This window comes from Pedobacter psychrodurus, from assembly GCF_032678585.1.
GTDB lineage: Bacteria > Bacteroidota > Bacteroidia > Sphingobacteriales > Sphingobacteriaceae > Pedobacter > Pedobacter psychrodurus_A.
On record NZ_JAVTSN010000009.1, the window covers coordinates 1 to 26,602 of the forward strand.

General features: G+C 39.0%; 18 protein-coding genes. 8 read left to right on the plus strand and 10 right to left on the minus strand.

The features are described from left to right. Window positions 1–274: 274 nt before the first annotated feature. Together R2S57_RS07815 and R2S57_RS07820 are read left to right on the plus strand one after the other, a co-directional pair. The gene (locus R2S57_RS07815) at window positions 275–1,186 is read left to right on the plus strand and encodes a hypothetical protein (protein WP_316844486.1); all 912 of its coding nucleotides are present in this window, start codon (window positions 275–277) and stop codon (window positions 1,184–1,186) included. 89 nt (window positions 1,187–1,275) lie between these two features. Next, window positions 1,276–1,623 carry a luciferase family protein gene (locus tag R2S57_RS07820; protein WP_316844487.1) on the plus strand — a complete coding sequence of 116 codons (348 nt, stop codon included), beginning with the start codon at window positions 1,276–1,278 and terminating at the stop codon, window positions 1,621–1,623. A 138-nt stretch (window positions 1,624–1,761) separates the two neighbouring features. On the opposite strand, the gene R2S57_RS07825 is transcribed toward R2S57_RS07820, so the two are convergent. The 8 genes from R2S57_RS07825 to R2S57_RS07860 form a co-directional block, all read right to left on the minus strand. After that, the gene (locus R2S57_RS07825; protein ID WP_316844488.1) at window positions 1,762–3,402 is read right to left on the minus strand and encodes a TldD/PmbA family protein; all 1,641 of its coding nucleotides are present in this window, start codon (window positions 3,400–3,402) and stop codon (window positions 1,762–1,764) included. A 467-nt stretch (window positions 3,403–3,869) separates the two neighbouring features. Further along, the gene (locus R2S57_RS07830) at window positions 3,870–5,186 is read right to left on the minus strand and encodes a TldD/PmbA family protein (RefSeq protein WP_316844489.1); all 1,317 of its coding nucleotides are present in this window, start codon (window positions 5,184–5,186) and stop codon (window positions 3,870–3,872) included. Window positions 5,187–5,188: 2 nt separating this feature from the next. Further along, on the minus strand, window positions 5,189–6,823 hold the full coding sequence (locus R2S57_RS07835) for a TldD/PmbA family protein (RefSeq protein ID WP_316844490.1): 1,635 nt from the start codon (window positions 6,821–6,823) through the stop codon (window positions 5,189–5,191). 527 nt (window positions 6,824–7,350) lie between these two features. After that, the gene (locus R2S57_RS07840; RefSeq protein WP_316844491.1) at window positions 7,351–9,135 is read right to left on the minus strand and encodes a hypothetical protein; all 1,785 of its coding nucleotides are present in this window, start codon (window positions 9,133–9,135) and stop codon (window positions 7,351–7,353) included. Window positions 9,136–9,137: 2 nt separating this feature from the next. After that, window positions 9,138–11,270, minus strand: coding sequence for a DUF4175 family protein (locus R2S57_RS07845; RefSeq protein ID WP_316844492.1), 2,133 nt, complete (start codon window positions 11,268–11,270; stop codon window positions 9,138–9,140). Then, window positions 11,257–12,627, minus strand: a complete 1,371-nt coding sequence (locus R2S57_RS07850) for a BatA domain-containing protein (RefSeq protein ID WP_316844493.1) — start codon at window positions 12,625–12,627, stop codon at window positions 11,257–11,259. The genes R2S57_RS07845 and R2S57_RS07850 overlap by 14 nt, the downstream gene beginning before the upstream one ends. A gap of 3 nt (window positions 12,628–12,630) precedes the next feature. Beyond that, window positions 12,631–13,518 (minus strand): DUF58 domain-containing protein, encoded by an 888-nt coding sequence (locus R2S57_RS07855; RefSeq protein WP_316844494.1) that lies wholly within the window; start codon window positions 13,516–13,518, stop codon window positions 12,631–12,633. Continuing rightward, window positions 13,518–14,564 (minus strand): MoxR family ATPase, encoded by a 1,047-nt coding sequence (locus tag R2S57_RS07860; protein ID WP_316844495.1) that lies wholly within the window; start codon window positions 14,562–14,564, stop codon window positions 13,518–13,520. Before R2S57_RS07860 ends, R2S57_RS07855 begins: the two co-directional genes overlap by 1 nt. Before the next feature lie 101 nt (window positions 14,565–14,665). Between R2S57_RS07860 and R2S57_RS07865 the strand changes: the two genes are divergently transcribed. Further along, window positions 14,666–15,295, plus strand: a complete 630-nt coding sequence (locus tag R2S57_RS07865) for a DUF4159 domain-containing protein (protein ID WP_316844496.1) — start codon at window positions 14,666–14,668, stop codon at window positions 15,293–15,295. A gap of 760 nt (window positions 15,296–16,055) precedes the next feature. Here the strand turns inward: R2S57_RS07865 and R2S57_RS07870 are convergent. Then, window positions 16,056–16,523: an Lrp/AsnC family transcriptional regulator gene (locus tag R2S57_RS07870; protein WP_316844497.1), complete on the minus strand. Its 468-nt coding sequence runs from the start codon at window positions 16,521–16,523 to the stop codon at window positions 16,056–16,058. Window positions 16,524–16,845: 322 nt separating this feature from the next. On the opposite strand from R2S57_RS07870, the gene serC reads away from it, so the two are divergent. The 3 genes from serC (at window position 16,846) to R2S57_RS07885 (ending at window position 20,090) form a co-directional block, all read left to right on the plus strand. Further along, window positions 16,846–17,943: a 3-phosphoserine/phosphohydroxythreonine transaminase gene (serC, locus tag R2S57_RS07875; protein WP_316844498.1), complete on the plus strand. Its 1,098-nt coding sequence runs from the start codon at window positions 16,846–16,848 to the stop codon at window positions 17,941–17,943. Window positions 17,944–17,954: 11 nt separating this feature from the next. Beyond that, complete coding sequence (locus tag R2S57_RS07880) at window positions 17,955–19,076, plus strand: DUF1015 family protein (RefSeq protein WP_316844499.1); 1,122 nt, start codon at window positions 17,955–17,957, stop codon at window positions 19,074–19,076. Window positions 19,077–19,298: 222 nt separating this feature from the next. Continuing rightward, entirely contained in the window at window positions 19,299–20,090 is a 792-nt protein-coding gene (locus tag R2S57_RS07885; protein WP_316844500.1) for a DUF4350 domain-containing protein, read from the plus strand. Window positions 20,091–20,103: 13 nt separating this feature from the next. Here R2S57_RS07885 and R2S57_RS07890 read toward each other — a convergent pair whose 3' ends face one another. Beyond that, window positions 20,104–20,664 (minus strand): DUF1543 domain-containing protein, encoded by a 561-nt coding sequence (locus R2S57_RS07890; RefSeq protein ID WP_316844501.1) that lies wholly within the window; start codon window positions 20,662–20,664, stop codon window positions 20,104–20,106. A 462-nt stretch (window positions 20,665–21,126) separates the two neighbouring features. On the opposite strand from R2S57_RS07890, the gene R2S57_RS07895 reads away from it, so the two are divergent. Beyond that, entirely contained in the window at window positions 21,127–22,833 is a 1,707-nt protein-coding gene (locus tag R2S57_RS07895; RefSeq protein ID WP_316844502.1) for an FAD/NAD(P)-binding protein, read from the plus strand. Between the two features lie 770 nt (window positions 22,834–23,603). Then, window positions 23,604–26,597, plus strand: coding sequence for a SusC/RagA family TonB-linked outer membrane protein (locus R2S57_RS07900; RefSeq protein WP_316844503.1), 2,994 nt, complete (start codon window positions 23,604–23,606; stop codon window positions 26,595–26,597). The last annotated feature ends 5 nt before the right edge of the window (window positions 26,598–26,602 follow it).

Genomic DNA, 26,602 nt, shown 5'->3' on the forward strand with positions numbered 1-26,602 from the left:
CAATGAGATCTGCATTTGTAATGCAGGATGAAGTACTTATAGCGATATAATCGCCATTCTCATACATCCCCGTTACAAACGGGGACGATATTTGGATGGAATCCCACTTTGTTGTTTTTTTTTGAGACGTCACCCTCATCCGATAGCTATCGGATTTATTTCAGGGTCTACTTTGCAGGAAAGATGTTGATCCCGAAGATTCGGGACAGCATGACGATCAAATTGTGAAAAGCGAAAGAAATATATTATACTTTTGGTCAAACAACAGTATAATATGAAAACGTTTCTCCAATCAAGATTGCTGCTGGGAATCATTATCTCAAATGTGGTTACCTTATTGATCATCTGGTTAAATAATCTGCTCCATAGTGAGAAGGATGGTATTTTGGTTTTTTCAGAATTTGTAATCTTACCACTTTTAATGGGTGTAATTAGTGCCTGGTTTTGGAGAGACCTTAATCTGAAAAGCAGGGCATTGATCTGGTATTCGATCCTAAATGGCTTTCTTGCCATTCTTTTGAGTTACATTTTCTTAAAAGAGGGAACAATTTGTTTAATTATTGTTTCTCCTCTCATTTTTGCTTTTGTAATTACAGGGGCATTTTTTGGTAAAGCAATGTTTAGGAAGCGTAATCAAACCTTAAATGTAAGTGTTGTTTCACTTTTGCTTGTGGTCTTTATAGCTGATTCCATTTCTGAACACCACTATAGAAATATGGTAAGTGATGAGGTAATCATTAAAGCCAGACCGGAAAAAATTTGGAAAAATGTAGTTGCTTTTGAAAAGATCAAACAGGCAAATAGCTACTGGCTTTTTAAAGCAGGAATGCCAAGCCCCATGCAGACTACGGTTACTGCCTATAAAAAAGGAGCGGGAAGAAAATGTATTTTTAGTAACGGATATGTATTTGATGAAAAGATTGTAATTTTTGATGTCAATAAGGATTTAACATTTGATATTATCGGGCAACCCCAGGATCCTGAAATTATGGGGCATATTGATATTGAAAGGGGACAGTTTTTATTAAAGGATAATGGCGATGGAACCACCACACTCGTTGGGAATAGCTGGTATAGTTTAAAAGTGTTTCCGATTTGGTATTACGATTTATGGGCGGAAAGTATTACCAGAAATGTTCACTTGCGCGTAATGGATCATATTAAAGTACTTAGCGAAAAGAATTAAATATGTTTTCATTTGTAGCCAGGCGCTTGAGTTTTTTCAAATCTATACCCTTGTTCGCTCTGATATTTGATAGCTTAATAAAAATGTGGATGCTGCTTACTAAACCAGAGCGGCTAGATCAGATAGATGAAATAGAAAACGAAGTTTTAAAATGGGAAGATACTTCTGTTAGTCTACATAGGTTTGGTGGCTCGCAATTTAATTACAAACAGTTAGAATTTGCGCATATTCACAGCAACGGACTATTGGATATTCTTTTTACACAAAAAATTAAAGCAGAATTGATGCTTGATGGAAGGGTAGAACAACATCATGTATTTGAGAAATCAGGATGGATAAGCTTTTATGTTCGGTATGTTGAAGATGTGGATTACGCCCTGTTTTTGTTGAAATTATCGTATAATAAAATTGCCGGTAACTTGTACCAGCAATTTTAATTACCTGAACATGGTCCTCGCTGTTCCAAAGAAATCACTTTGTGACAAATCGGGACGATAGCGATCGTTTTAAGATTGCCTGCCTGCAGCAGGCAGGCTTCGTCGTGCCTTCTCGCAATGACGAATTTTTTGAGAAAACTAACCCAACTTCCTTCCGGTATTAATTACATTAACGCCATTAAAACGGGTGGTGGCACTCCCATGCGAAACAGCGCTTGCCTGCCCAGGCTGGCCTTTCCCATCCGAAAATGTTCCACCCAATCTATAATCGTTTTGGTCGCAACGTTGCACGCAAGAGTTCCAGAATTCTTGTGTATTCGCCTGATAAGCCGCATCTTTAAACATGCCTACAATTTTGCCTTCTTTAATTTCATAGGCCAGCTGTGCGCTGAACTGAAAATTATAACGTTGTTGATCGATAGAATAAGAATTACGGCCGAACATATAAATGCCTTTTTCCACATTTTTAACCATATCAGCCGCGCTTAAAGCAACATTTCCTGGTGCTAACGAAACATTTGGCATCCTTTGAAACTGGATACTGTCCCAGCTGTCGGCATAACAACAACCCTGCGATGCTGCTAAACCTAAAATGTGCGCCTGATCACGGATGGTTTGGTAGTTCACTAAAATTCCATCTTTAATAATGTCCCATTTTCCACATTTGACACCTTCATCATCATAACCAACGGCTCCTAAAGAGCCTGTTTCCAGTTTGTCGGCAATAATGTTCACCTCTTTACTACCAAAGTTGAATTTTTTGCTTTCCCACTTATCCAGCGTTAAAAAACTGGTTCCGGCATAATTGGCCTCATAACCTAATACACGGTCTAACTCTGTCGGGTGACCAACAGATTCGTGAATGGTCAAAAATAGGTGAGAGGGATCTAAAACGAGGTCGTATTTACCAGGGGCGATCGGTTTGGCTTTTAGCTTCTCGTCTACATGTACTGCGGCTTCACGCACATCTTCCAAAATGTCGTAGCGCTTTTTGTACATCGTAACCGGGCCACCTTTAATTTTTTCTTCGTCTTTTGGTTTAAGGTATTCGAAGCCCATACCCATAGGTGCACTTAAGGCATTTCTGGTTTCGAACTTGCCACTGGCAGCATCGGTTTTGGTTAGGGTAAAAGTTGGCCAAATCCTGTGGATATCCTGATCGATATAAGATCCATCTGTTGAAGCGAAATATTTCTGCTCATTGATCATGAAAAGATTGGAGCTGATGTACTTTGCACCGCCTTTCATCGCTTCGCTATTTACCTTTAAAAGAAGGTCAACTTTATCGGCAATGGGTACTTCGAAAGCATTGATCTCTATCGGTGTTTTCCAGCTGACATCGCCAAATCCTTTTTGTGCCGCCAATTGAACAGGCTCTTCCATCAGTTTGGAATTTCCTTTCGCAATGGCTACGGCCGCTTCTGCAGCTTTGGCAATGCTGGCATCATCCATATTGTTGGTTGCGGCAAAACCCCAGCTACCATTGGCGATAACACGTACGCCTAAACCGTAAGATTCTGAATTAGAAATGTTTTCTACTCTTGTCTCTCTCGTAGCCACAACCTGGTTTAAATACCTACCTATGCGTACATCAGCATAGGTTGCTCCCTTGCTTTTTGCCGCATTGAGTGCAACATCGGCCATTTTTTTCTTTAAGGCGACATCAACAGGTGTTAAAGATTCTTCAACAGAAATTATTTTGCCAAAGGCAGGCATATTGGGTATCATGCTGGCACCAAGGCCAACACCTGTCATGTATAGGAAATCTCTTCTTCTCAATTTTGTAATTTTAAATTCTCGGCTGCCCCTTCGGCTCCGTTACCATTGACGTTATATTGTAATTATTTTTTAATAAGCAACTTAAAGTAATTTGTGTTTCCTCCCAGCTAGGCCAAAGCACCTCATCCACGTTCAACTAAGACCCGGCCTAACATCCCGATAGCTATCGGGATTGGGACCCACTGACCAAGCCACTCTACTGGCTTCCAAAGAAAAATTTTCAGCCGGCATTTTTTGTTTCTTTTTGATGCCAAAAAGAAAGAGCCCTTCGGCGGCGGCGAGCCGAGGCAAGACGGAGCAGCAGGGCAAAAAAATAATTTATACGTCAATCATATTGATTTTTATGCAATAAATTATCCCTCAGTGTGACTTAAGCAAGTAGATAAATAAGATCGCAATGACGGATTAATGATTTGAATAAAGCCCTTCGACTCCGCTCAGGGTGACATTACGTGAAAACGTGTTACTTAAATCGCATCCGATAATGAAGTAAACGTAAAATCGCGGATTTTCATTGGCGGAATCAATCCACTTCCTGTTCTCACCGGTTTACCTAAAGCTTCCACATTGTTGAGCATAATTACCGGGCTCTCGTTAAACCTGAAATTTTTGATCGGGAATTTTATCTCGCCATTTTCAATGTAAAAAGTACCGTCGCGCGTTAATCCAGTTAGTAATAACGTTTGCGGATCTACCGAACGGATATACCAGAAACGGGTAACCAATATGCCTTTTTCGGTGCTTTTGATTAAATCTTCCAGCGATTGTGTTCCGCCTTCGATGATCACGCTACGGCTAAATGGTATCGGCTGAACATTTTTTTGTGCCGCCCAATACCTCGAATAAGAAAGGTTTTTAACAATCCCTTTTTCTACCCATTGTGTCCGTTTAACCGGCAAACCATCACCGTTCCAGGTTGCAGATGGAATTTCGGTGTTCATCGGATCGGAATAGATGTTTACATTTTCAGAGAACAATTGTTCTCCCAAACGCGTACCGCCACCTTTTTTGCTCATAAAACTTCTGCCTTCATCTGCACTTCTGGCATCGAAGCCCCTAAACATATTGCTTAAAATATCGCTGGCTGCAAGCGGTTCTAAAATAACGGTATACTTACCAGGCTCAATGGCTTTTGCACCAGCAGAACCATTGGCTTTACTTGAGGCAATTTTGCTTAAAGCAAGGGTATCCATCTTGTCGAGATCATTAAAGCTTTGCTCAACATATCCAGAACCAGTACCTTGTTTATTTCTAACCGTTACCGAAAAAGATACATCTGTTCCCTTATTGTAGGCGAACAAACCTTTAGAGTTCATGATCGCATTAAAACGGGTCGAGTTTTCTAAAAAACCTGCTGCATCTAAACCAGCCGCTTTTGATACACTTAAACTTTTTCCTACCATTTCAGCTCTGGTGTCGGGCGTCATGGCGGCAGTTTTAGCGTTGAAAGTATTCGATTCTGCAAAGGTCTGCGCGCCTAAAAGTGGCATGAACTCTGGATTTTCAGGAGCCAGCATGGCCAGTTCTTCTGCTCTTTTTACCACTTTTTGCAAAGAGGCATCATCAAATTCATTTATCGTTGCTGAACCGGTTTTTTTGCCAAAGGTTGAGCTAACGCCCAAACTCATGGTACTGATCTGCCCGGCGGTAGAAACAGCATTACGTGCATAACGGATGTTCCCGCCGTCGGAACCATTTAAACCTACTTCACAGAAATCGGCTTTCGAAAAACCGATTACTTTTTTTAATATCGCCTGGGCTTCTTCTTTACTTAATATGGCCATAATTATATTTTTCTTGCTGTATTGATAACATTAACTCCATTGAACCGTGTGGTAGAACTGCCATGCGAAACCGCACTGCTTTGAGAAGGTTGCCCTTTTCCATCGTTAAACGAACCACCTAAACGGTAGTCGCTTTCGTCGCAGATCGAATTGCATGAATTCCAAAACTCCTGTGTATTGGCCTGATAAGCCACATCGTTCAGCATGCCCACAATTTTACCTTCCTTAATTTCATAGAAAATCTGTCCGCCGAACTGGAAGTTGTAACGTTGCTGATCGATAGAAAAACTGCCGTCGCCGATGATGTAAATGCCTTTATCAACATTTTTGATCATATCATCCACACTTAATTTTTCTTTGCCCGGTTGTAAGGAAACATTTGGCATACGCTGAAACTGGACATCATCCCAGCCCTGCGAATAACAGCAGCCATTTGACTCTGTTAAACCGATAATGTGCGCCTGATCGCGGATGGCCTGATAACTGACCAATACCCCGTCTTTAATCAGGTCCCAGTTTTTGCATTTTACGCCTTCATCGTCATAACCAACAGCACCCAATGAGCCTACCTGGGTTTTATCCGCCAGAATATTCACTTTATCGCTGCCGAATTTGAATTTTTTCGATTCCCATTTATCTAAAGTAAGAAAACTGGTTCCGGCATAATTGGCTTCGTAACCTAAAACGCGGTCTAACTCTGTCGGGTGACCAACAGATTCGTGAATGGTTAACCAAAGGTGAGAGGGGTCTAATACCAGATCGTATTTACCTGGTTCAACGGATTTTGCCTTTACTTTTTCGGTGGCCACGCGGGCAGCTTCTTTAACATCTTCGAGCATATCGTAACGTCCTTTATAGCGGGTTACAATACCTGTAACTTTATCTTCCGGACGTGCATGCATGTATTCGTAACCTTTACCCATTGGTGAACTCAGTGAATTGCGGGTTTTAAATTTGCCCGATTCGCGGTCGACTTTGGTTACATTAAAGGTTGGGTAAATGCGGTGAACATCCTGATCGATATAAGAACCATCGGTAGAAGCGAAATATTTCTGCTCATTAACCGCAAAAATAACAGAGTTTACAAAGTTGGCTCCGTTTTGCATGGCCACATCGTTCACATTCAAAAGCAGGTCTACTTTTTCTTTTACCGGAACTTCGAAGGCATTAATTTCGATAGGGGTTTTCCAGCTTACCTCGCCATATCCTTTTTGAGTGGCGAGCTGAACAGGTTCTCCCTGTATTTTAGCGTTTGCTTTTGCAACGGCTACAGCTTGTTCTGCGGCTTTTGCAATGGCATCTTTGGTTACGTTATTTGTTGCGGCAAAACCCCAGCATCCATTTGCCAGCACGCGGATACCCACACCATACGATTCGGTATTGGCCACACCTTGCACACGTTTTTCGCGGGTAGCTACAAATTGGTTTAAGTAACGTCCGATACGGATATCGGCATAGGTTGCGCCTTTCGATTTTGCTGCATTTAAGGCAACATCGGCAAGTTCTTTTTTAATTTTTACATCCACTCCATCTAAGGCCTGTAAAGGATCAATGGGAGTTCCGAATGCAGCGAGGTCGGGCAGGAGCAAGGCACCCATACCCATTCCGGATAAGTAGAGGAAATCTTTTCTTTTCAATTGGTTTAGTTTAGTAGGTTTACGATCTCAAGATAGCCAATTTTGAGGTTAAAGGGCAAAATCCCGTATAACATTTTAGTTTCAATGTGAGAAATGAGAAAGTTTTTTGAGAAAGGGTGATTTTAACCACGGATAGACACAGATAAACACAGATTTTGAATTTTTTGCCTTGCCTGCGCAGATGTTTTGCCACGTCTGCCCGACTTTTCAGGTGGGGGCGCACAGAAAAGCACGGAATATCCTTCATTTATCATCCTTAGCGGGTTTTAAGGATCTTTTTAGTGCTTGCGCTCGTTTTCAAACGAGTGCATAAATAGCTTTACGATTTTATCGTTGGAAACGATAAGTTATTCAACGCTTTTTGTAAACGAGCGTTAGCGGAAACATCTTGCTATTTATAATGATTCCAAGCAGCAGGCTGCAGGGAGCATTCAAAGTACACATGATCTGTCGCTGCACACTGCAGGAAGGTTTCATAGTAAAATGCACTGACTCCCAAGAAGTCAAGTTTTTAAAACTTGACTTCTTTATACGGCCAAAATCCGTGATTCGTACCACAAAAAGGCAGTTGTTAGTACAAATCCAGCAAAGAACCACCAGATTGATATTTGCTCTTGTATAACCACATCTTTTAATTGTGTATTATTTTTAGCAATGGCTAGCGTTTTGATAAACTGCTGTGTTTCATTTAGCTTTTGCTGATTTTTGAGTGTTTGCCAATCTGTTTTTTTGTAAATAAATACTGGTTCGATGTTTTGGTTTACCTGTAAATCTATCCAGCCGGTTTTTTCAGGCCAGTAGGAAACATCCCATTGAAAAGGAAGCTCCATGTTTTGCCGCGGACTCAGTTGAATACCTTCTACTTTTAAGTTTGGTACCTTGCCCGATGCTGCTAAATCAGCAATAATTCTCACTTTTTGGTTAACAACAGGAAATTTAGGAAGCATGTTAACCGATTGGATATCATTCTTTTTTCGGGCCGCATTGGCCAAAAGTTTAGACCAGTAAGCAGTGTAATCGGTTTTTTGTCCCGAGAGGAGCCAGTTATAGGTAGATGAAATAGTGGAGATTAAAATTTTGCCATAACCATTGATGCTGCTGTTCACCAGGCTTTTACCTGAGGCATCAGTAACAAGAGGCAGATCATTCTGATTAATTTTTAAAAACAAAGCCTGCTCAAAAGGCAATGTATTAAATTTAAAATGATCTTCTGCAAGCATTACATTGAGTGATTTTCCTTTTAATACAGGAAATTCATAACGACCAAACTTCGCACTGAGTGTGGTTGTGGCTTTTACATTTGCAACCCTGATCAGCAAACCCATCCCACTTTTAACTGCAGCATCTATTGATGCCCTTTCACCCGGGCTGATGGCTGCTAATTCTTCTTCATCAATCATCAGTATATCGATTTTTTTTAAGGCTGCAGTATTGATCTGATTGAGGTTTATACTATCCGTGTTCAGGAAATCGAAAGCATATTTGTTTTTACTAATCTGGCTTCTGAAAGCCAGTGGATATTGGTTTTCGAACAACCAGTTTTTTAAAAATTTATATTCGAAATCAGGGAAAGAAGCCAGGATTAATACTTTCATTGGTGCCTGATCGCCCACTTTTACCGGAACAGGTTCTTTAGTAAGCGTATCGTTCTGCTGCATGGCAATTAGCTCGTAAACAGCTTTTCCTGTTTGTTTTGGGCTGGTTTTAAATGAAAAGGATTTATTCGATTTGGCATCAACAACAATAGAATCGACCACCCGCCCTAAACCCTTGAGCAAGAGTTTAACCGAATTACTGCTGGAGTTTTGGTAAGTTCCCTGAACCTGAAGTGCTTCGCTGGTTTTTAATTTGCCTGGCCAGTTGGCAGAAATAATTCCGTCAGGATTTGTTGCAGGATGGAAAACGATTTGGTATCCTGTTAGGGTTTTTAGTTCATCTGTATTTAAGCCATAGCCGTAAATATTCAGTTTCTGGATGTTGGGATTCGATTTTAAAAAATAGGAGAGATCAGGAAGGGTTTTCGCCTTTATGTTTTTTACATCTACCGATGGAAGCGCATATTTTTCTCCTTTTAGTTTTGCGACCGAATCAGGGTTTGTGCCTGCTGTGAGTAAAATCAGTTCATCAGCATTTTGTTGTAGATGTGTTTGGTATTTGATCGGGACAATCAACAACACGAAACAGCCAACAGCAATGATACTCGCTAAAATCCGCCAGATTAGTCTCGCTTGATTTGCCCTGCTTATTTCCTTATAGAGCAAAAAGGACAGTAATAATAATCCAGATAGTATAGCGATGTATTTAAATTCCATATCTATCTACCGGCTTTATTTAGGTTATTAAAATAGGTCTGGTACAAAGCCGAAGCTGTACCGGTACTTTGTGTTTGTGGTTTAGCCGGTTCCACACTGATCATCTTTTGTATCGCCTGTTGCACCAGATCGATGTCTTTTACCATTATTTTATTTCCTGTACTTAACTTTCGTAAACTGCTGAGTGCATTTAAATAGGTAGAAGGATGATCAGCGGCGGCTCCGATCATATATTTTTCGGTTTCGCCGAGTAAGAAGCGATCTTGCTCACCGAACTGTTTACCCGTTTTTTTGCTTTCCAATAACGCAAGTGCTGTTTTTAAAGAGGCAGTCCTTTTTTCTTTTTGCTCAAATGTCATTTTTTGCACAGGCTGTGTAATCTTGTCTAGTTCACCGCTTAAACGTTTTTCGGGTTTTAGTGCTGCCGTTTTTACGGTGGTTTTAGCCACATAGGCCCGCGATTTCTGTTGCAGATCTTTCAGTAGTCTTAGCGCTTTATATTCGTAGGGCAAAGCTTCCTGAGGTTTATAGGTTCTTAAACGCAGTTCCGCGTTCCACATTTCGGTTAAAACGGCTTTTAGCTGTGCTTTCATTTCGGGTTCGAAAAAAGTGGCATCTTCTGCAATATCATGTTTATGGGCATATTTATCCATAATAGCCGTAACATCACCGAATTTCTCTCCTTCAGCCTGATGTGTGGCATGCTCATCGTGGTCGTCATGATCGCCACCGATCTCAGTTTCATTTTCTTCTCCCAAAAACTGTCCGTAACGTAATCTCAGTAACTTTTGATCGATCCCTAGATCATTGCTTCTGGTTTTGAAGGTTTGTGCAGGCAACGAGGATTGTTCTTTTAATAACTTCTCGGTATCAATGATGATCTGCCTTTCACTTCTAAAATATTCTGGAACCAGGTTAACGCCGTTGGTCATACCCGCTAAACTCATTAATTCTGTAGTATCCACAATCGATACAAAATAGACATCAGAGCGGCTCGATTGACCATGATTATCCATCGCTTTAATAAAAAAGTAAAGTTCGTCGCCCGGTTTCATGCCAAGGCTTTTTAAATCGATCAATTTACTTAGCGTTAGGTTTTTCTTGTTGCCAAAGCTGGTATTGAAGGAGAGTTTTTTCTCGGTAAAACTTACCCCTTCGCCTTTGCCACTGGCCATTGTTGCCGATATAAAGGCATCGTTGATCCCATAATCATCGGTAAGTGAAACATTGAGCGTGAACTTTTGCGGTTGGCCAATATCAATGGTGGTATGCGGTTTGGGTTGCGTAATTTTAATCGTAACCGGTAAATCAGGAATGACTTCGATCTGGTAAAGATCTGATTTTTTGCCATCCAGATCCAATTGGTAGAAGCCAGATTTGTTGATGCTTTTGCTGTAAGTCCATAGCGTATGCGCAGTGTTGAGCGGTTTTAACAAAACAATTTCATTGTCGTTAAAAATCAGTTTCAACTTTTTGATACCGATGTTCGTTTCTATTTTCCAGTTGATTTGCGCACCGGTTTCAGCAGTAAGGCTAAACTGTTTTTGTTTACGTTCTAGCTTTCCTGTATAAGCTGGCGGAATGATGGTGGCACTGAAAACGGAAATTTCTACCGGAATATTTTCTTTAATTACCGGAACGGATGTTTTGGTTTCCTGAGCAACCGTATCTATATTTTTAACCGGAGTGATTTTGGTCATGCCAAAACTGATGATCAAAGCCACAACCAGTATAACTAAGCTAAAAACTAATTTCTTTACAGGCGCATCAGGCTGCGGTAGGTTGGAGATGATGTTTTCTATCTTATGGCGTTGCAATTGTTGCAGCATAGATAATTCCGTTTCGTTTTGAAGCAACAGATCTGCACTTTCTTCCAGTTCGGGGTATTGGTTGTTTACAAAACGGGAAACATCACGGTCAGAAGTTTTCCAAACGGGTTTACTAAAAAGCAAAATGGCCAGTATAACTGAAAAAAAAATTGTAAAAAGCCATGGTGAAAGATGTAGCAGGTATACACCACAAACCGATAAAACCAGGGCGATGGCCAAAGCGATAGCAACTGTGCTGATGAGATAAAGGCCAACCCACTTTATCCTTAAATTACGGATCCACTTTTGCCCTTCAGTTTTTAACATAGTCTGTTTTTTTTCTGAATGATAAAATGCGTTCGGTGGTAAAAATCAATAAAGCGGCTATCCAAAATAAAGGGGCAAGTGATTCATTTTGAATGGTTATGGTAGTTGCTCCAACTGTATTGATTTCGGTAATTTCTTGCTGTTTTGCGGAAAAGGTACGTTGATCAGCCTGATGGTCTTCAAAGCCAAAATCGTATGGGTTTTTCTCCCGAATTACAATTGGCATCAGCGCTTTCACAAACAGGCCATCCCAAACCAATTCGTTCCATTGTGGGTTAAAGCGACTGTAAAAATGGTAACTATTTAAATCATTGGTTTTTTCGTTAGTCAAAATTGCATTTCCAAAAGCATCCGTCCATATTTTTTCAGCTTGATTAGGGGAGGCTATTCTTTTGCTCAATTTAACATGCCTGCCATCAATATCCATAAATGAAGCTGTGGCAATTAACTTCCCTTTTTCATATTGAAACAAGGTTCCCTTTGATGCGATGGAAGATTTAAAGTTTGCAGGAACAGCCTCATCCGACAACCAGAAAGCAATGTCCGCTTTTCCAACTTGTGGATTAATGATGATTTTCCGCCCGGTGAAACTGCTGATTGATTTTAAAGCAGCAATTAAATATCTACTGTCTGTAGTTCCAGGAGCTTCTTGTATGGCGATGTTTATCGGTGCTTCGTCTGCAGAATTTAATGCCTGGTATGTTGTATGGGATGGATTTGATTTCGCCTCGTATTTCTTGCCGGCATAGGTGGTGATCCAACTGCTCAAGGTATCGGCTTGGTTGATTGGAATCCAGTTGAGTTTATAATGAACAGCAGGCAGCTCGTTGCCAAAACGGTTTAAACGGTGATCGGCAAAAAGATAAACCGATGTTGCTGAAGGGACAAGTTGATTGGCCGCATCAAGCAAAGCCGTATAACTTAACGTATTGATCTGTTTTGTCTCGTTGCTAGCAGTATCTTTTAATGTTAATTGGGTAAAACCCACATTAAAATTGTGGATTTCGTAGCCTTTTTTAAGCAGGGAATCTATTGTTTTTCGGTGCGTTTTAAATACGGATGGAAATATTGTTTTGTCAACCAAGACCCACCCAGCTTTGTGGCTGCTTGATGCTGTTTTTTTGAAGTAAGGCTGTGATAAAAGGAAAACGATAAGCACTAAAAGTAAACAACGTAAAATCAATAAAAGCCAATCGTTAATTTTAAAGCTTTTTGAACTTGCTCTGGAGCTTTCGCCGAGCAATGCAATGCTGCCAATTTTGATGGTTTTGCCCTGTTTTATATTCCACAGGTGTATAACAAGCGGGATCATTAAACCTGCAAGCGCCAGCAAACCTATGGGATATAAAAATTGCACAGTTTAAATTCTAAGTTTACTTCTCTGTTTTAAAAAATCTCTTAAGGCCTCATCTAAAGCTTCGTCGGTACAAATGGTCCGATAGAAAATTCTTCTGTCCAGCATCTGTATCCTGGTTTCTTCTAAATAAGCTCTTAGCTTTCTTGTATAATCTGCCCTGGCTTTTGCCTGATCGATCTGAACGGTTTCACCAGTTTCCAGATCCTCAAAAGTGCTGTAACCTTTAAAATCCAGGTCGAGTTCGTTTCTGGATAACACATGAAAAACAACGATCTCGTGCCGAAGCGTATTCAAAGTATCCAACAGTTTGATAATTTCATCATCTATTTGATAAAGATCGGTAATAAAAATGAGCAGTTCGCGTTTTTGGGCACCTGCAAACAACTCTTTATAATGAATGGCTTTGGTGAATTTTCCATCGGGATTAATCTGCTCCAACTGGTAAAACAACCTCGCCAGATGCTGGTAATCCTGTTTGGGCGTCATAGAAAAGATCCCCGAATTTTTCAGCACATATAAGCCAATGGCGTCGCCCTGTAAATTGGCCAGATAAGCTAATGATGCGCCAAGATATTTTGCGTAATCTATTTTGGTAAAATCGCCATCGTTGTGGTTCATCGAGGCACTGGCATCAATTAGTAAACGTACGGCAATATTGGTTTCTACTTCCGATTCGCGGATGTAATAACGGTCAGACCGGGCAAACATTTTCCAATCGAGCGAGCGCAGGTCATCTCCAGGCTGATAACTCCTATACTGACTAAACTCCAATCCCGGTCCTTTTACGGTACTTTTATTTATGCCATTCATAAAACCATCAATCGTCATTTTAGCCGATAACGAAAGGTCTTTAATGGCCATCAATACTTTCGGATCGAGTAGTCTACTCATTAAATATTCGCTTTTGGTTTCGAAATGGCTTTGATCAATTCATCCGTCACTTTATCGGATGAAACATTTTCAGCTTCCGCTTTGAAGTTCATCAATACCCTGTGGCGCAATACGGGATAAGCCATGGCTTGCAGATCTTCCATAATTACTGCATACCTGCCTTTAAATAAAGCCCTTGCTTTTGCAGTTAAAATCAAGGCCTGACCAGCTCTTGGACCTGCGCCCCAACGTACCCATTCTTTTACGAAGTTTACTGTTGTGGTATCAGGACGGGTTGCACGGATCATTTCGCTTACATAAGTAATTAAATCATCGCTGATGCTTACTTCGCGGGTAATAGCCTGTAATTGTTTAATTTCTTCAGCACCAATGATGGGATTGACTACCACTTTTTTACTGCCTGTTGTACTGCTTAATATCTGGGTTTCTTCAGCTGCGGTAGGGTAACCGATTTTAATATATAACAAAAAACGGTCTAACTGTGCTTCGGGCAGGGGATAGGTTCCGGCCTGTTCAATAGGGTTTTGTGTAGCCAGAATAAAAAACGGGCGGTCTAAAGGGTAAGTTTGGCCGCCATAGGTTACCTCAAATTCTTGCATGGCTTCTAATAATGCCGATTGCGTTTTTGGTGGGGTTCTGTTCACCTCATCTGCCAAAATGATATTGGCAAATAAAGGACCTTTGTTGAACTTAAAAAAACGTTTTCCCGTTGCGTGGTCTTCTTCGAGTATTTCGGTACCTACAATATCGGTTGGCATTAAATCGGGGGTAAACTGGATTCTTCTAAAAGAAAGATCTAAAGCTTGCGACATTGTCCTCACCATTAAAGTTTTCGCTAAACCAGGTACACCTTCCAGTAAACAGTGACCGCCGGCCATTAAAGCAATCAACATTTCTTCGATGATCACATCCTGACCAACAATTACCTTCTGTATTTCGCTTTTTAACTGGGAGATCTTGTCGATCAATATTTTTAGGTTGCTTTCTGAACGCTCCAAAACGGCTGATTTTTTAGTATAACGATATTGTGCTTCAATATAGGGCATATTGATAGATAGTTTTTAGCCCTGTGGAAAGAATATCAAAAAATTTACAAGATAATTGAGGTAAAAAACCTGATTAATAAAAAATGAAGGTATTTTAGGCTGTGCAAAGAGCTAAATTTACATTTGCGAGGTTAAAATATAATTCGGGCGACTGGGATACCGATCAGCGTATGCCTTCTAATCTCTTAAACTCACTTCTAGAGTATACAACGATTCCTTTAGACGAAGAGGAAAAGATTGTAGAACTGAGCAGTCGAGATATATTTAAATACCCTTTTTGTTATTTAAGCGGACATAAGCTGGTGCAGTTTAGTCAGCAGGAAGCCGTAAATTTTAAAACCTACGTGCATAACGGTGGATTCGTTTTTGTAGATGACTGCAATCACGATATCGATGGTTTGTTTGCCCGCTCTTTCGAAACACAGATGACTAATCTGTTCGGCCCGCAGGCTTTAAAAAAAATCCCCAACAACCATGGCATTTACAACTCTTTTTTCAAGTTTGAGAAAGGGCCGCCTACCACATCTTTCGAGTTAAATGGCTGGGGCGATGATTTGGTACACGATTACCTGAAGGCCATTACTGTTAACAATAGGATAGGGGTATTATACAGCAATAAAGATTATGGCTGCGAGTGGGATTATGATTTCAGGAACAAACGTTTTTTAGCTGAAGACAATACCAAGTTTGGCGTAAATATTATTTTGTATGCTATGGGCATAAATAGTTAGTTTTTTTCGTGCTGTCAGATGTTACCATCTGACAGGTTTAGGTCATTCAATTGTGTACATCTGAAATGCAGCAGATGGTAACATCTGCCGCCACGGCTACAAGCTGTACGCATTTATTTTACCACCTAAGTCAGCTGAGGGCATCTTAGTTTTTGGATTCTTTCGTGTTGTTGGATGTTACCATCTGACAGGTTTAGATCATTCAATTGAGTAAATCTGAAAAGCAGCAGATGGTAACATCTGCCGCCACTGCTAAAAGCTGTACGCATTTATTTTACCACCTAAGTCACCTGAGGTTATCTTAGTTTTTTGATTTTTTCGTGCTGTCGGATGTTACCATCTGACAGGTTTAGATTATTCAATTGAGTAAATCTGAAAAGCAGCAGATGGTAACATCTGCCGTCACGGCTAAAAGCTGTACGCATTTATTTTACCACCTAAGTTACCTGAGGGTATCTTAGTTTTTTGGATTCTTTCGTGCTGTCGGATGTTACCATCTGACAGGTTTGGATCATCCAATTGAGTAAATCTGAAAAGCAGCAGATGGTAACATTTGCCGCCACTGCTAAAAGCTGTACGCATTTATTTTACCACCTAAGTCAGCTGAGGGTATCTTAGTTTTCGGATTCTTTCGTGCTGTCGGATGTTACCATCTGACAGGTTTAGATCATTCAATTGTGTAAATCTGAAAAGCAGCAGATGGTAACATCTGCCGCCACGGCTAATGACTAATGAACGAATGGCTAATGAACCAATGCACCTAGAGTGCATAAGCCGTTTCGGCCTTAGATTGATTCAGTACCAAAAAACTCTGGATATTTCCAACATAACTTAGTGCGCCAATATTGTCCCTCAGGAAATTGTTGTAAGAAACCATATCGGGCATGGCCACTTTTAGCATAAAATCGAAATGACCGGTCAAGTGGTAACATTCCATCACTTCGGGATATTTTTCCATTTCGGCCTTAAATGCCCGCACAATATCTTCTGAATGAATGGTAAGCTGGATGTGTGGAAAAGCAATAAAATGTGATCTTAGCTTATCAATATCTACTATGGCTACAGTCGATTTAATATAGCCATTGGTTCTCAGCTTTTTTATACGTTCTACAATGTGGGTCATGCTTTTTTTAAGCTTTCCCGAAACTTCTTTATAGGTTAATAATCCATCACGCTGTAAAAGATTCAGGATTTCGATATCTGTCTGATCAACTTTTTGAGGTTGCATGTAAATACTTAGTGTATAATTGTTTCTTTTTGTATTGCTTTTGTAAAGACTAAAAATAGTTAAAATAAGATATAATTAGGTTAATTTATTGTTGTTTTTTAAATCCTTACTTAGTGTATTTATTACAATAATAGTGAAATTTTATTTTATCAATACGAATTATATTCTGTGAGCGTGTTTTTCTGATCCGCTTAACCAAATTTTTAGGACGTTGAGTGCTTTGTAAAAAATAATTTTTACCAAAAAAAAAGCTTGTTGCTTTATAATTTACTTAACTGCTGATCTTTACAGCATAATAAATTTAACCGAATATTATTTTCTCATGCATAAAAAACACAACTTCGGTGCCGGTCCCTGCATCTTGCCGTCATCTGTTATGGAAAAAGCAGCCCAGGCTGTTATCAATTGGGATGGAATGGGTTTGTCTATTTTAGAGGTTTCCCATCGCTCGCCAGAATTTGAAGACGTGGTACTTAAAACGCAGCTTCTGGTCCGTGAGTTATTGTCGGTTCCTGATCACTATTCGGTACTCTTTTTACAGGGTGGTGCCAGCATACAATTTGCAATGGTGCCAATGAATTTTTTAAACGGAACGAAAAAAGCATCATATCTCGATACCGGTTATTTTGCACAGAAAGCGATTAAAGAAGCAAAATTATTCGGTGAGGTGGAAATCGTAGCCACTTCGAAAGATAAAGATTACGCTTATATTCCAGGTCAGTTTAATGTGGATGCACAATCTGCTTATCTGCACTGCACTTCTAACAATACGATAGAAGGAACGGAGATATTTGATTTTGCCGGCCATGGTGTACCATTGGTATGCGATATGTCGTCTGATATCTTTTCCAGAAAAATTAACATTAACGATTTCGACCTGATTTATGCCGGTGCTCAAAAAAATATGGGTCCGGCAGGGATGACACTGGTCATCGCTAAAAATTCGTTCCTTGATCAAGCCAAAAAAGAAATTCCTTCGATGATGGATTATCGCTTATTCCGCGACAATATGAGCATGTACAATACACCTCCTGTTTTTTCGATTTATGTGGCCATGCTCAATCTTTTATGGCTGAAAGATCAGGGCGGTGTAAATGGTATAGAGAAACAAAACATCGAAAAGGCTAAACTGTTGTATAAGGAGATCGATCGGAATCCACTTTTTTATGGTACTGCGAACGTTACGAGCCGTTCGCGGATGAATGTTACCTTTCTGGCTATTAATAAAGAAGTGGAACATGCTTTTTTAACATTTGCTGCTGATAAAGGAATTGTAGGTATTAGAGGCTATCGAACAGTTGGCGGATTTCGTGCCTCACTTTATAATGCACTTCCATTATCCAGTGTTGAAATATTGGTAGGTGCCATGATTGATTTTGAAAAAATATACATTGATAAAACAGTGCTTGAACTCGAATAATCTGTTGAATAATGATAAAAATATCCCCTTTAAAGGCATTACAGCCAGGTAAAGATATCTTTGATCTGATGATTTCCGATCAGGTAAATGGTAAGGTGCATAAAAACGAACAGCTTTCATTTGAAGATTTGATCAACCTTTTTGGATGTGCTTTAGAAAACCGTCCTTCTATCTATATTTACGAATTCCGCGGGGAGGGCAAAGCCATGCGGGGTATTTGGGCAAAAACCGATCTCACTGATACACTAACGGATAACATCAAACGGCATGAAGAAACGGTGTCATCTAAAGTAGCCTCCCTTAAAGCGGATAAAGGAAGGGGGAAAATAGAAAAATCGCCCATATTATTGGTTTATCAGGAAGATGAAGAGCTATCTACACTGATTGATTTTGTAGTTGGTCAGCAACAACCAGTAGAGAGCGAATGGTCGCAGCTGGGCCATTTCCTCTATCAGGTAACTGATGACAAACTGATTGGTAAATTTTGTGCTGAATTTGCAAAAATGAGCCAGGTTTACCTGGCCGATGGTCACCAGCGGTTGGAGGCTGCTTATGCTTTGCAGAAAATGGTTCCACAACAGATCAGTAGTTTATTTGTTTCCGCCCAATCAATTTCAATAGAGGCCTTTCATCGATTGATCCGTGGGATTGATATTTCCCATAGCACATTGATGGATAAGCTCAAACAATATTATTATGTTTCTAAGATCCCAAACAATAAACCTTACAAACCTGACCGAAAAAACAGGATGGGGCTTTATTTTAGGGGTGAATGGTATCAACTAGACCTTAATACTGATCTGACCGAATTATCGCAAAAGCCTGATACGGCAATTCTTCAGGATCTGATCCTTGCACCTGTTCTTGGTGTTGTGAAACCGAAGGAAGATGATCGGTTGAACTGTTTTCCTGATTGTAAATGGGATCAGTTTTTGGCTGAACTCGAAACATCAATGGTTACGATTGGCTTTTCACTATATCCAATGACTGTGGATGAGTTTATCTCAGCGGCTGAAAAGGGAAATTTTCTTCCTCCAAAATCGACCTGGATAGAACCAAAAATTCCACAGGGTTTTATGGCAAGCAGTGCAACAGCTATAGTGGCCAATGGAGAGCAGATACGGTTAAGTTAAACGCTAAAATCAACAATATGTTCGATTTGGATTTGGAAAGTATAGGTCAGTTTACGGCCACTTTTATGATCGTTTGTTTCTTTTTCATTTCCTTATACAAAAAGCGTTTGAAATAAGTGGTGGTAAAATAATCTTGTATGATAACGATGTGGCATTCAATTATAGTTAAATTTTATACTTTTGGGATACCGCTCAATTTACAATTTTAACCATATATGTTTTATGAAAATGCTTTTTAGGTTTTGTGTCTTTTCTATGTTAATCTGCTCATCGATTCTGGCGAGTGCTCAAACCGTTACGTTAGATTATTTCTTTAACCGCGAAACCCGTAAAGATAAAGAAGGTAAAGAAATTCGTTTTCATTACCTGTGGAACGAACACGCCATGAGTGGTTTTTCTATCCTTGGTGATGTGTTCAAAAAACAAGGTTTTAAATTAGATTCGTTAGAAACAGCACCAACACTTGCTAAATTAAAGGGAAGTGATGTGTATCTAATTGTAGACCCGGATAGACCAAAAGAAAACCCGAAACCAAATTATATTGAGGCTAAAGATATTGCAGTAATTTCTGCCTGGGTAAAAAAGGGTGGGGTATTGGTGATGTTCGCCAATGATAGCGCCAATGTAGAATTACCACATTTTAATCAACTGGCCAATGTATTTGGCATGTACTTTACCAACGAAATGCAAAACCATGTTATTGATGATGCGCATTTTGAAGATGGCGCAATTGTAATCAAAAACAATCCGGTATTTAAAACGGCCAATAAAATCTTTATGAAAGATGTTTGTTCTATCGACACTAAAAATGGTGCAAAACCAGTGCTTAAAAATGCAGCTGGTGCAACGGTAATTGCTTCGGCCAAATTTGGTAAAGGAAATGTAATTGCCATTGCCGACCCATGGTTATACGACGAATATGTAAACGGACGTTTGCCTAAAGAGATGGGTTTTGAAAATGATAAAGCCGCATTCGATTTAGTGACCTGGTTAAAAAGCCTGACCAAAAAATAGGCTGTCCGATATTTTATAGTTTATCCAGTTTAAAATAACCCAAATGAATCTCATCTTCAGGTAATCCTGAAGATGGTTTGATTTCGATATGGTATTTTTGTTTGGCCTGATCACTTAAAATATCTTCGATTTTATAGATATCATCAACGTCGATACCATACTTTTCATCAATATGCGAATTTGCTCCTTTGATGGAATTGGTTTTAAAAAACACTGTTTTTTTTGCCTCTTGTATAGCTTTAGCTCTTTCATCATGTACCGATAAAACAATGTAATGTTGTTCGTACAATTTATCAGACTGGTAGCCCCCCAGGTTGATGAAAAATAACTTATGCGCCGAAAGTGGTGTGTGTTCATCTCTCAGTTTAATACTGATTTCGTAATCATCCACCCGTTTAACCTCCCGCCAGCCATCCAAATGAAGACTGGTGCCTGCTTCAGGCCAAAACGCTTTAATTTCGGGAACAAGTTCTTTAAGTGAAGTTGCTATACCGAAGAAATAATCGTGTTGTTCTACATTTCGTTTCGGTGCTTTCGATCCCAATAGGATCATATATAGTTTTAAATCGTTCATTTTTGTGGTAATCGGTTAATTGTTTAAATCGGTTAATTGTCTGCGACCTTATAACGCCAGCCGTAAAACTCGTTCGTCGTTGTAGGCTAATTGGTGATTGATTATGGGTCATTTTCTATAATCATTCAAGCTCACTCATTAATCATCTAACACCATTAGTCAGAATTGGTTCTTATCTATCGTTAATTTTCATTCACGCTATCGTCATCCTGAACTTGTTTCAGGATCTTTTATTAGGAAGGAAATAAACACATCCAAGGGGTAAAATACTAGTCAGATGGATCCTGAAACAAGTTCAGGATGACGCAATGAGTAGAGTTTTCTGTGTATTCTGTACTTCTCCGTTTAAAAAGATGGGCAAGCGGGTAAAAAAACAAAACAATTTCGTTTTTTTCGGATTATATGAACGGATGAGTTAAGTCAAGTAATCTTCGTTTGACCAAATAAATTACAGCTTTATAAATGGATACCAAAACAGGAAAAAAGAAAATCGCAATTATAGGAGGCGGCCCAAGCGGGCTTTTCATGTATAAAAGGTTAACTGAATCTGAGGTTACCAATTTTGAAATAGACATTTTCGAACGTAAAGATTATTTAGGTGCTGGGATGCCATATAGTGCGGAGGGTGCTAATGTAGAGCATATTACCAATGTTTCGGATAATGAAATTCCGATTATCTTCAACTCCATAGAAGACTGGGTAAAAATTGCCCCAAAAGAGATTTTAAAAAAGTTTGATATCAACGAAGAGAAATTTAATGAGTATAAGGTATTGCCCCGGCTTTTTTTTGGCGAATACCTGTCTGCACAATTCAATCTTTTAAAAGAAGCCGCGGTAAAAAAGGGGATCAAAACCAATGTTCATTTAAATTGCATTGTGGAAGATATCATTGATTTTTCAGAGGATAATAGGGTAGCGGTAAGTGTTCAAAACCTGGATAAAGTTTACTTTGATCAGGTTATTATTTGTACCGGGCACAATTGGCCAAAGAAATATGAACGTCGTATTCCAAATTACTTCGATTCGCCGTACCCACCAAAAAAAATAGCATTAAAACTAGATCATACTGTGGGTATTATGGGATCATCCCTGACCGCTATTGATGCTTTAAGAACATTGGCCAGGCAGAACGGAAAGTTTGAGGATAATGAAGATGGAACCTATGCCTACCGTTTAGAAAGTGATGGATTTAAAATGGTGATGCACTCGCGCAGCGGACTATTGCCTGCCATTAGGTTTCATTTAGCAGACTCGCATCTTGGAAAGGATGAAACCTTAAGCAAAACTGAAATTCATCAAAGTATTGCAGAAAATGGAGGTTTTTTGCCTTTAGACTTTGTATTTGAAAAGAATTTTAAAGAAATGTTTGTTGAAAAAGATCCTGCATTTTATGAGCAGATTAAAAACATGAACCTGGAAGAATTTGTTGGTGCGATGATGGATTACAGGGAAAACATGGAGCCTTTTGAACTTTTCAAAAAAGAATACGAAGAAGCTGAAAAATCTATCGAAAAGCGGAAGTCTATTTATTGGAAAGAAGCTTTAGCTGTGTTAAGTTTTGCAATGAACTATCCTGCCAAGTATTTATCTGCCGAAGATATGGAGCGGCTTCAAAAAGTACTAATGCCGCTGATTTCTATCGTAATTGCCTTTGTACCCCAAAGTTCGTGCAGAGAACTGCTGGCCCTTCATGCTGCAGGGGTTTTAAGTATTGTTGCCGTTGGAGATGATGCAAAGGTTGAACCCTTAAAAACAGGTGGTGCAGATTATCATTACAAAGTTGATGACAAGGTAGTAAATATGCACTTCGATACCTTTATCGATTGTATTGGTCAGCCACATCTTTCTTTTAACGATTTTCCTTTCAAAAGTTTAATCAATAATGGTACGGTTAGTCCTGCAAGATTACAATTTAAATCTGCCGAAAAGGGAAAATCAGAAATGAAGAATAACGATTTAGTAACGCAAGGAAAAGACAAAACTTATTTTTTAACCGTGCCCGGAATTACGATCAATGATCACTTTCAGGTGGTGGATAAAAAAGGTACAGTAAACAAAAGAATCTACATTATGGCTGTGCCATATATTGGAGGTTATAACCCCGATTACTCTGGAATCGACTTTTGTGAGGCGGCATCAGAAGCAGTGCTAAGTAGCATGTTAGCTTAAAATTTTAAACTGATTTGTGTCTAAATACCTGTCTTAAATAATTATCTTCTGAAAAATATATGGGTTATTTTTTTTATTTAAATATCTTATTATCAATTTGTTATTTTATTTTTTGCTAGTGTTCATTTAAAAAAACAAACGTTTGCGCTTAATTAATTTTGTTTCTTTTTTCGGGTACAATTCTTGGGGAAATGGAAATAGTTTAATTGTAGAAAATGGTTATAATATGTTTAATATAAGTTAACATTTGTTTACAGTTTTATTGTCGCAATATTGTATTGCCTCGGTCTACTATCTTTTAAATGTTATCTCTTCTTAGAATTTATGAAATTTTTGCTGCCTATAGCATTGATATATAACTTACTTAGTTTTTAAGCACATTTTTAGGCAAACGTTTGCGTTAAGAAAAATAAAAATTGCCCTTGCTTAATCTATATCTTGCATTACCAAATCATAACGAGCCGAAATTTTATTTTAGTATTACGAGCAAAAAAATCCTGTTAACTGCAGGTAAATAATTAATAATTAAAATAATAAAAGAACCTCTAACCAAGGTATAACATTAAGCAAACAAAAACTAATCGTTCGTGGCCATCTATTAGTGCCATGGATTAACCAATCATCCTAATCCCAACTCTATGTTCAAAAATTTTACGATTTGTCCCCAGGCATTGCCATGCCCAAAAAACTCAAAACGAGGTAATTTCTTCATTGTATTTTAACAATCGAGCTTCTTCTTTAAACACTTAAACTTTAATTAAACTAATAAAATGGTTAAAATTTACACAAGCGTTTGTTTCGCCTTGTTTTTATCTGTTTTTGGATCTCAAACTTTGCATGCCAATGTGGTATTGATAAAAGGGATTAACAAAAATTATGTGGCTTTTCAGCAAGATACTACAAAATCTAAAAAAGATCCATCTACGATTTCTGTAAAAACAGATACCATTGGGCAAATGATTAAGGCATTACAGAAATTTAAAGCTGTACGCGATACACTAAACATCCGTTCTTCAACGCCCGTTCCTAATTTGTCGTTACAGCAGATTATTAAGGGAAACTTAGCTGGGGTTTATGTGCAGGAACCAAATGGAGAACCCGGTACGGAACAAAGTATAATTATACAAGGTGCATCTGGTTTACTTTTCAATAAAAAAGACATTTATGCTTTACAGCCTGCCATCTATTTAAATGGGGTGCCTTTGGTAGCTGACAACCCTTTTGCATTTGATATCCAGAAATACGATTACAACAGAATTGGTCCTGCAACAAACTTATTATCGCAGGTAGACATCAATAATATAGCGTCTATCACTGTAATTAAAGATCCTTTCGAATTGGCAAAACTGGGTCCAAACGCAGCTAATGGAGCAGTATATATTACTACAAAGAATGCCAGGGCGGGGATTAGGGATATAAGCTTAAACTCTTATTTTGGTTATGTGACTGCTCCACAGGTAAATACTGTTAATGGTGCTTATGAAAATAATTTCAGGAACCAGTTTTATCAAAAATATAATCCAGCTGGTAAACCAGCATCTTATTTAAGAGACTCTACCAATGTAGCTTATTTCGGTCCATCAAACTGGACCGATTTATATTATCAGAACTCACCAACTTTTTCTGCCGATTTAGGTATTACGGGTGGATCGGAAAGAGCAAGTTTTAGATTTTTTGGTTCAGGAACAAAAAATGCCGGAAATGCAGATGATACTGATATGAACAGGTATAATCTATTTTTCGGAATCAATATGGCTCCTTTTAAATGGCTTACAATTTCAAGTGCAGTGAATACCGCGCGTTTGGATCGTACCCGGAACAAAAGTTTGCGCGATCGTTTTGCTGAAACACGTTACATCCCTGATCTAAGTAGCCCACTTTCTCCAAATGCCGATTCGTATGCAACATACTTAAATGAAAATAACAGAAACGTTGATAATAACCGATCGACTGTATTAAATGGAAATTTATCGTTAACAGCGAAAGTAAACAAGTTCGTTATCACCACAAGTGGTTTATTTAACTATAACGAAGGTGTTAGAGATTATTTTATTCCCTCCACTTTGTTGGCTGGTATCAGTTATATATCTAATTATTTTGGGTATAGCCAAAGGGCTTCGATAAATAACACTATTGGTTATAAGTACGACATTAATAAAAATCATACCCTTGATTTTGAAATTGGCCAAAGTTTGCAGGGCGATACTTATAAATACAATTACGCCAGGGCTTATAATGGTCCTAACGACTATGTGAAGTTGTCTTTTGTAGATGCTAGGCTAACCGTTGACGGGTTTGATAATCCGGATTATTTAAACGTACTGGCCAAAAACGACTTTTACGTTTTCAGGTATATTGATAAGGAACGTAATAATTTAATGTCGTTTTATGGCTCAGCTAAATATGCCTATAAAAATTTACTAACGCTTAGTGCATTACTAAGAAGAGATGGTACATCAAATGGCCAGCCAGATAGCCGCTGGGTAACTACTCCGGCATTCAATGTTAATTGGAATTTAAAAGAACAGTTTTTAAAAGGGAATAGTGGGGTTGACGCCTTGCATGTAAGTGCCTCTTGGGGGCGAACATTAAGGATTTTCCAGGATGACCGTTTTGCTGCAGGACCACAATACCGCTCAGAGAATGGCTGGGAAGAGGAACCAACTATACCGGGCTATGGTGGTTTGTTAGGCATTAACCGTCCATATAATAGCGGTTTTATTGGCTATAATATTAGTTTGCCATTTGCTGACCGCACCAGCTTAACAGTTGATGCATCTTTTTTAAACAGTCGTATCAATACTGCAGTAACGGTATATAACCGGGAGGATAAAAATAATGTTGTGGGTTTACCAGTAGCCGTAGAAACAGGTTATTCTACTCAGTATAAATCGGGAATGGATATTAACAACAAAGGTATTGAGCTTTTGGTTAACGTATCTGTTTTACAAAGGAAAGATGGATTTAACTGGAATACAGGTTTAAACCTCAGTTATAACAAAAATAAGTTGTCGGCTTTACCAGAGGGTTTAAATGAACTGATTTATCAGAATGATAACAAACTTGAAGTAGGCAAATCAGTTGGAAGCTACTGGTTGTATACCAATGAAGGCATTTATAATAGCGATGGAGAGGTGCCCAAAGGTAGAACCTTTAACGGCATCGCATTAAAAGCAGGCGATCCGAAATGGGTTGATTACAATGGAGATAATAAAATCGACAGTAAAGATAAGGTCTTGACGGGAGACCGCTTGCCAAAATTTGTAGGCGGCTGGAACAACACCATAGCTTACAAAGGTTTTGATTTAAATTTCAATTTCATTTTCGCAGCAGGCCAGAAAGCGATTAACCAGTATGAGGCCACCCGTTATGGTTTTGTTAACCGTGAGGCTGGAAACGATATCAACTCAGTTAAAGAAGTATCCTCATGGCAATCTATCGACAACGAAAAAAACTATCCGATCTACAATCCATGGAGTTCGGTAGATGCCTATCGTACCGATCAGGACCTGTTTTTAGAAAGTGCCACTTACGTAAAATTAAGATCGGTTACATTGGGTTACGATTTCAGTAAAGCAGGTTTCTTTAAAAATGCCGGCGGAAAATTTAGAAGAGCTTATTTATACGCAACAGCGCTGAATGTGTTTACACTAACCAATTTTTCGGGTGTTGATCCTGAGTTGATCAATTACAATGGAATTTACGACGGTGCAAATATCACTATCCCGCGCACATTTGTTTTGGGCTTTAAACTCGATTTATAAAATTT

Coding starts and splice junctions, on each gene's coding strand:
- R2S57_RS07815 (WP_316844486.1), top strand. CDS start 275: ATGAAAACGTTTCTCCAATCAAGATTGCTGCTGGGAATCATTATCTCA.
- R2S57_RS07820 (WP_316844487.1), top strand. CDS start 1,276: ATGCTGCTTACTAAACCAGAGCGGCTAGATCAGATAGATGAAATAGAA.
- R2S57_RS07830 (WP_316844489.1), bottom strand. CDS start 5,186: ATGGCCATATTAAGTAAAGAAGAAGCCCAGGCGATATTAAAAAAAGTA.
- R2S57_RS07840 (WP_316844491.1), bottom strand. CDS start 9,135: ATGGAATTTAAATACATCGCTATACTATCTGGATTATTATTACTGTCC.
- R2S57_RS07845 (WP_316844492.1), bottom strand. CDS start 11,270: ATGTTAAAAACTGAAGGGCAAAAGTGGATCCGTAATTTAAGGATAAAG.
- R2S57_RS07855 (WP_316844494.1), bottom strand. CDS start 13,518: ATGAGTAGACTACTCGATCCGAAAGTATTGATGGCCATTAAAGACCTT.
- R2S57_RS07860 (WP_316844495.1), bottom strand. CDS start 14,564: ATGCCCTATATTGAAGCACAATATCGTTATACTAAAAAATCAGCCGTT.
- R2S57_RS07870 (WP_316844497.1), bottom strand. CDS start 16,523: ATGCAACCTCAAAAAGTTGATCAGACAGATATCGAAATCCTGAATCTT.
- serC (WP_316844498.1), top strand. CDS start 16,846: ATGCATAAAAAACACAACTTCGGTGCCGGTCCCTGCATCTTGCCGTCA.
- R2S57_RS07880 (WP_316844499.1), top strand. CDS start 17,955: ATGATAAAAATATCCCCTTTAAAGGCATTACAGCCAGGTAAAGATATC.
- R2S57_RS07885 (WP_316844500.1), top strand. CDS start 19,299: ATGAAAATGCTTTTTAGGTTTTGTGTCTTTTCTATGTTAATCTGCTCA.
- R2S57_RS07890 (WP_316844501.1), bottom strand. CDS start 20,664: ATGAACGATTTAAAACTATATATGATCCTATTGGGATCGAAAGCACCG.
- R2S57_RS07895 (WP_316844502.1), top strand. CDS start 21,127: ATGGATACCAAAACAGGAAAAAAGAAAATCGCAATTATAGGAGGCGGC.
- R2S57_RS07900 (WP_316844503.1), top strand. CDS start 23,604: ATGGTTAAAATTTACACAAGCGTTTGTTTCGCCTTGTTTTTATCTGTT.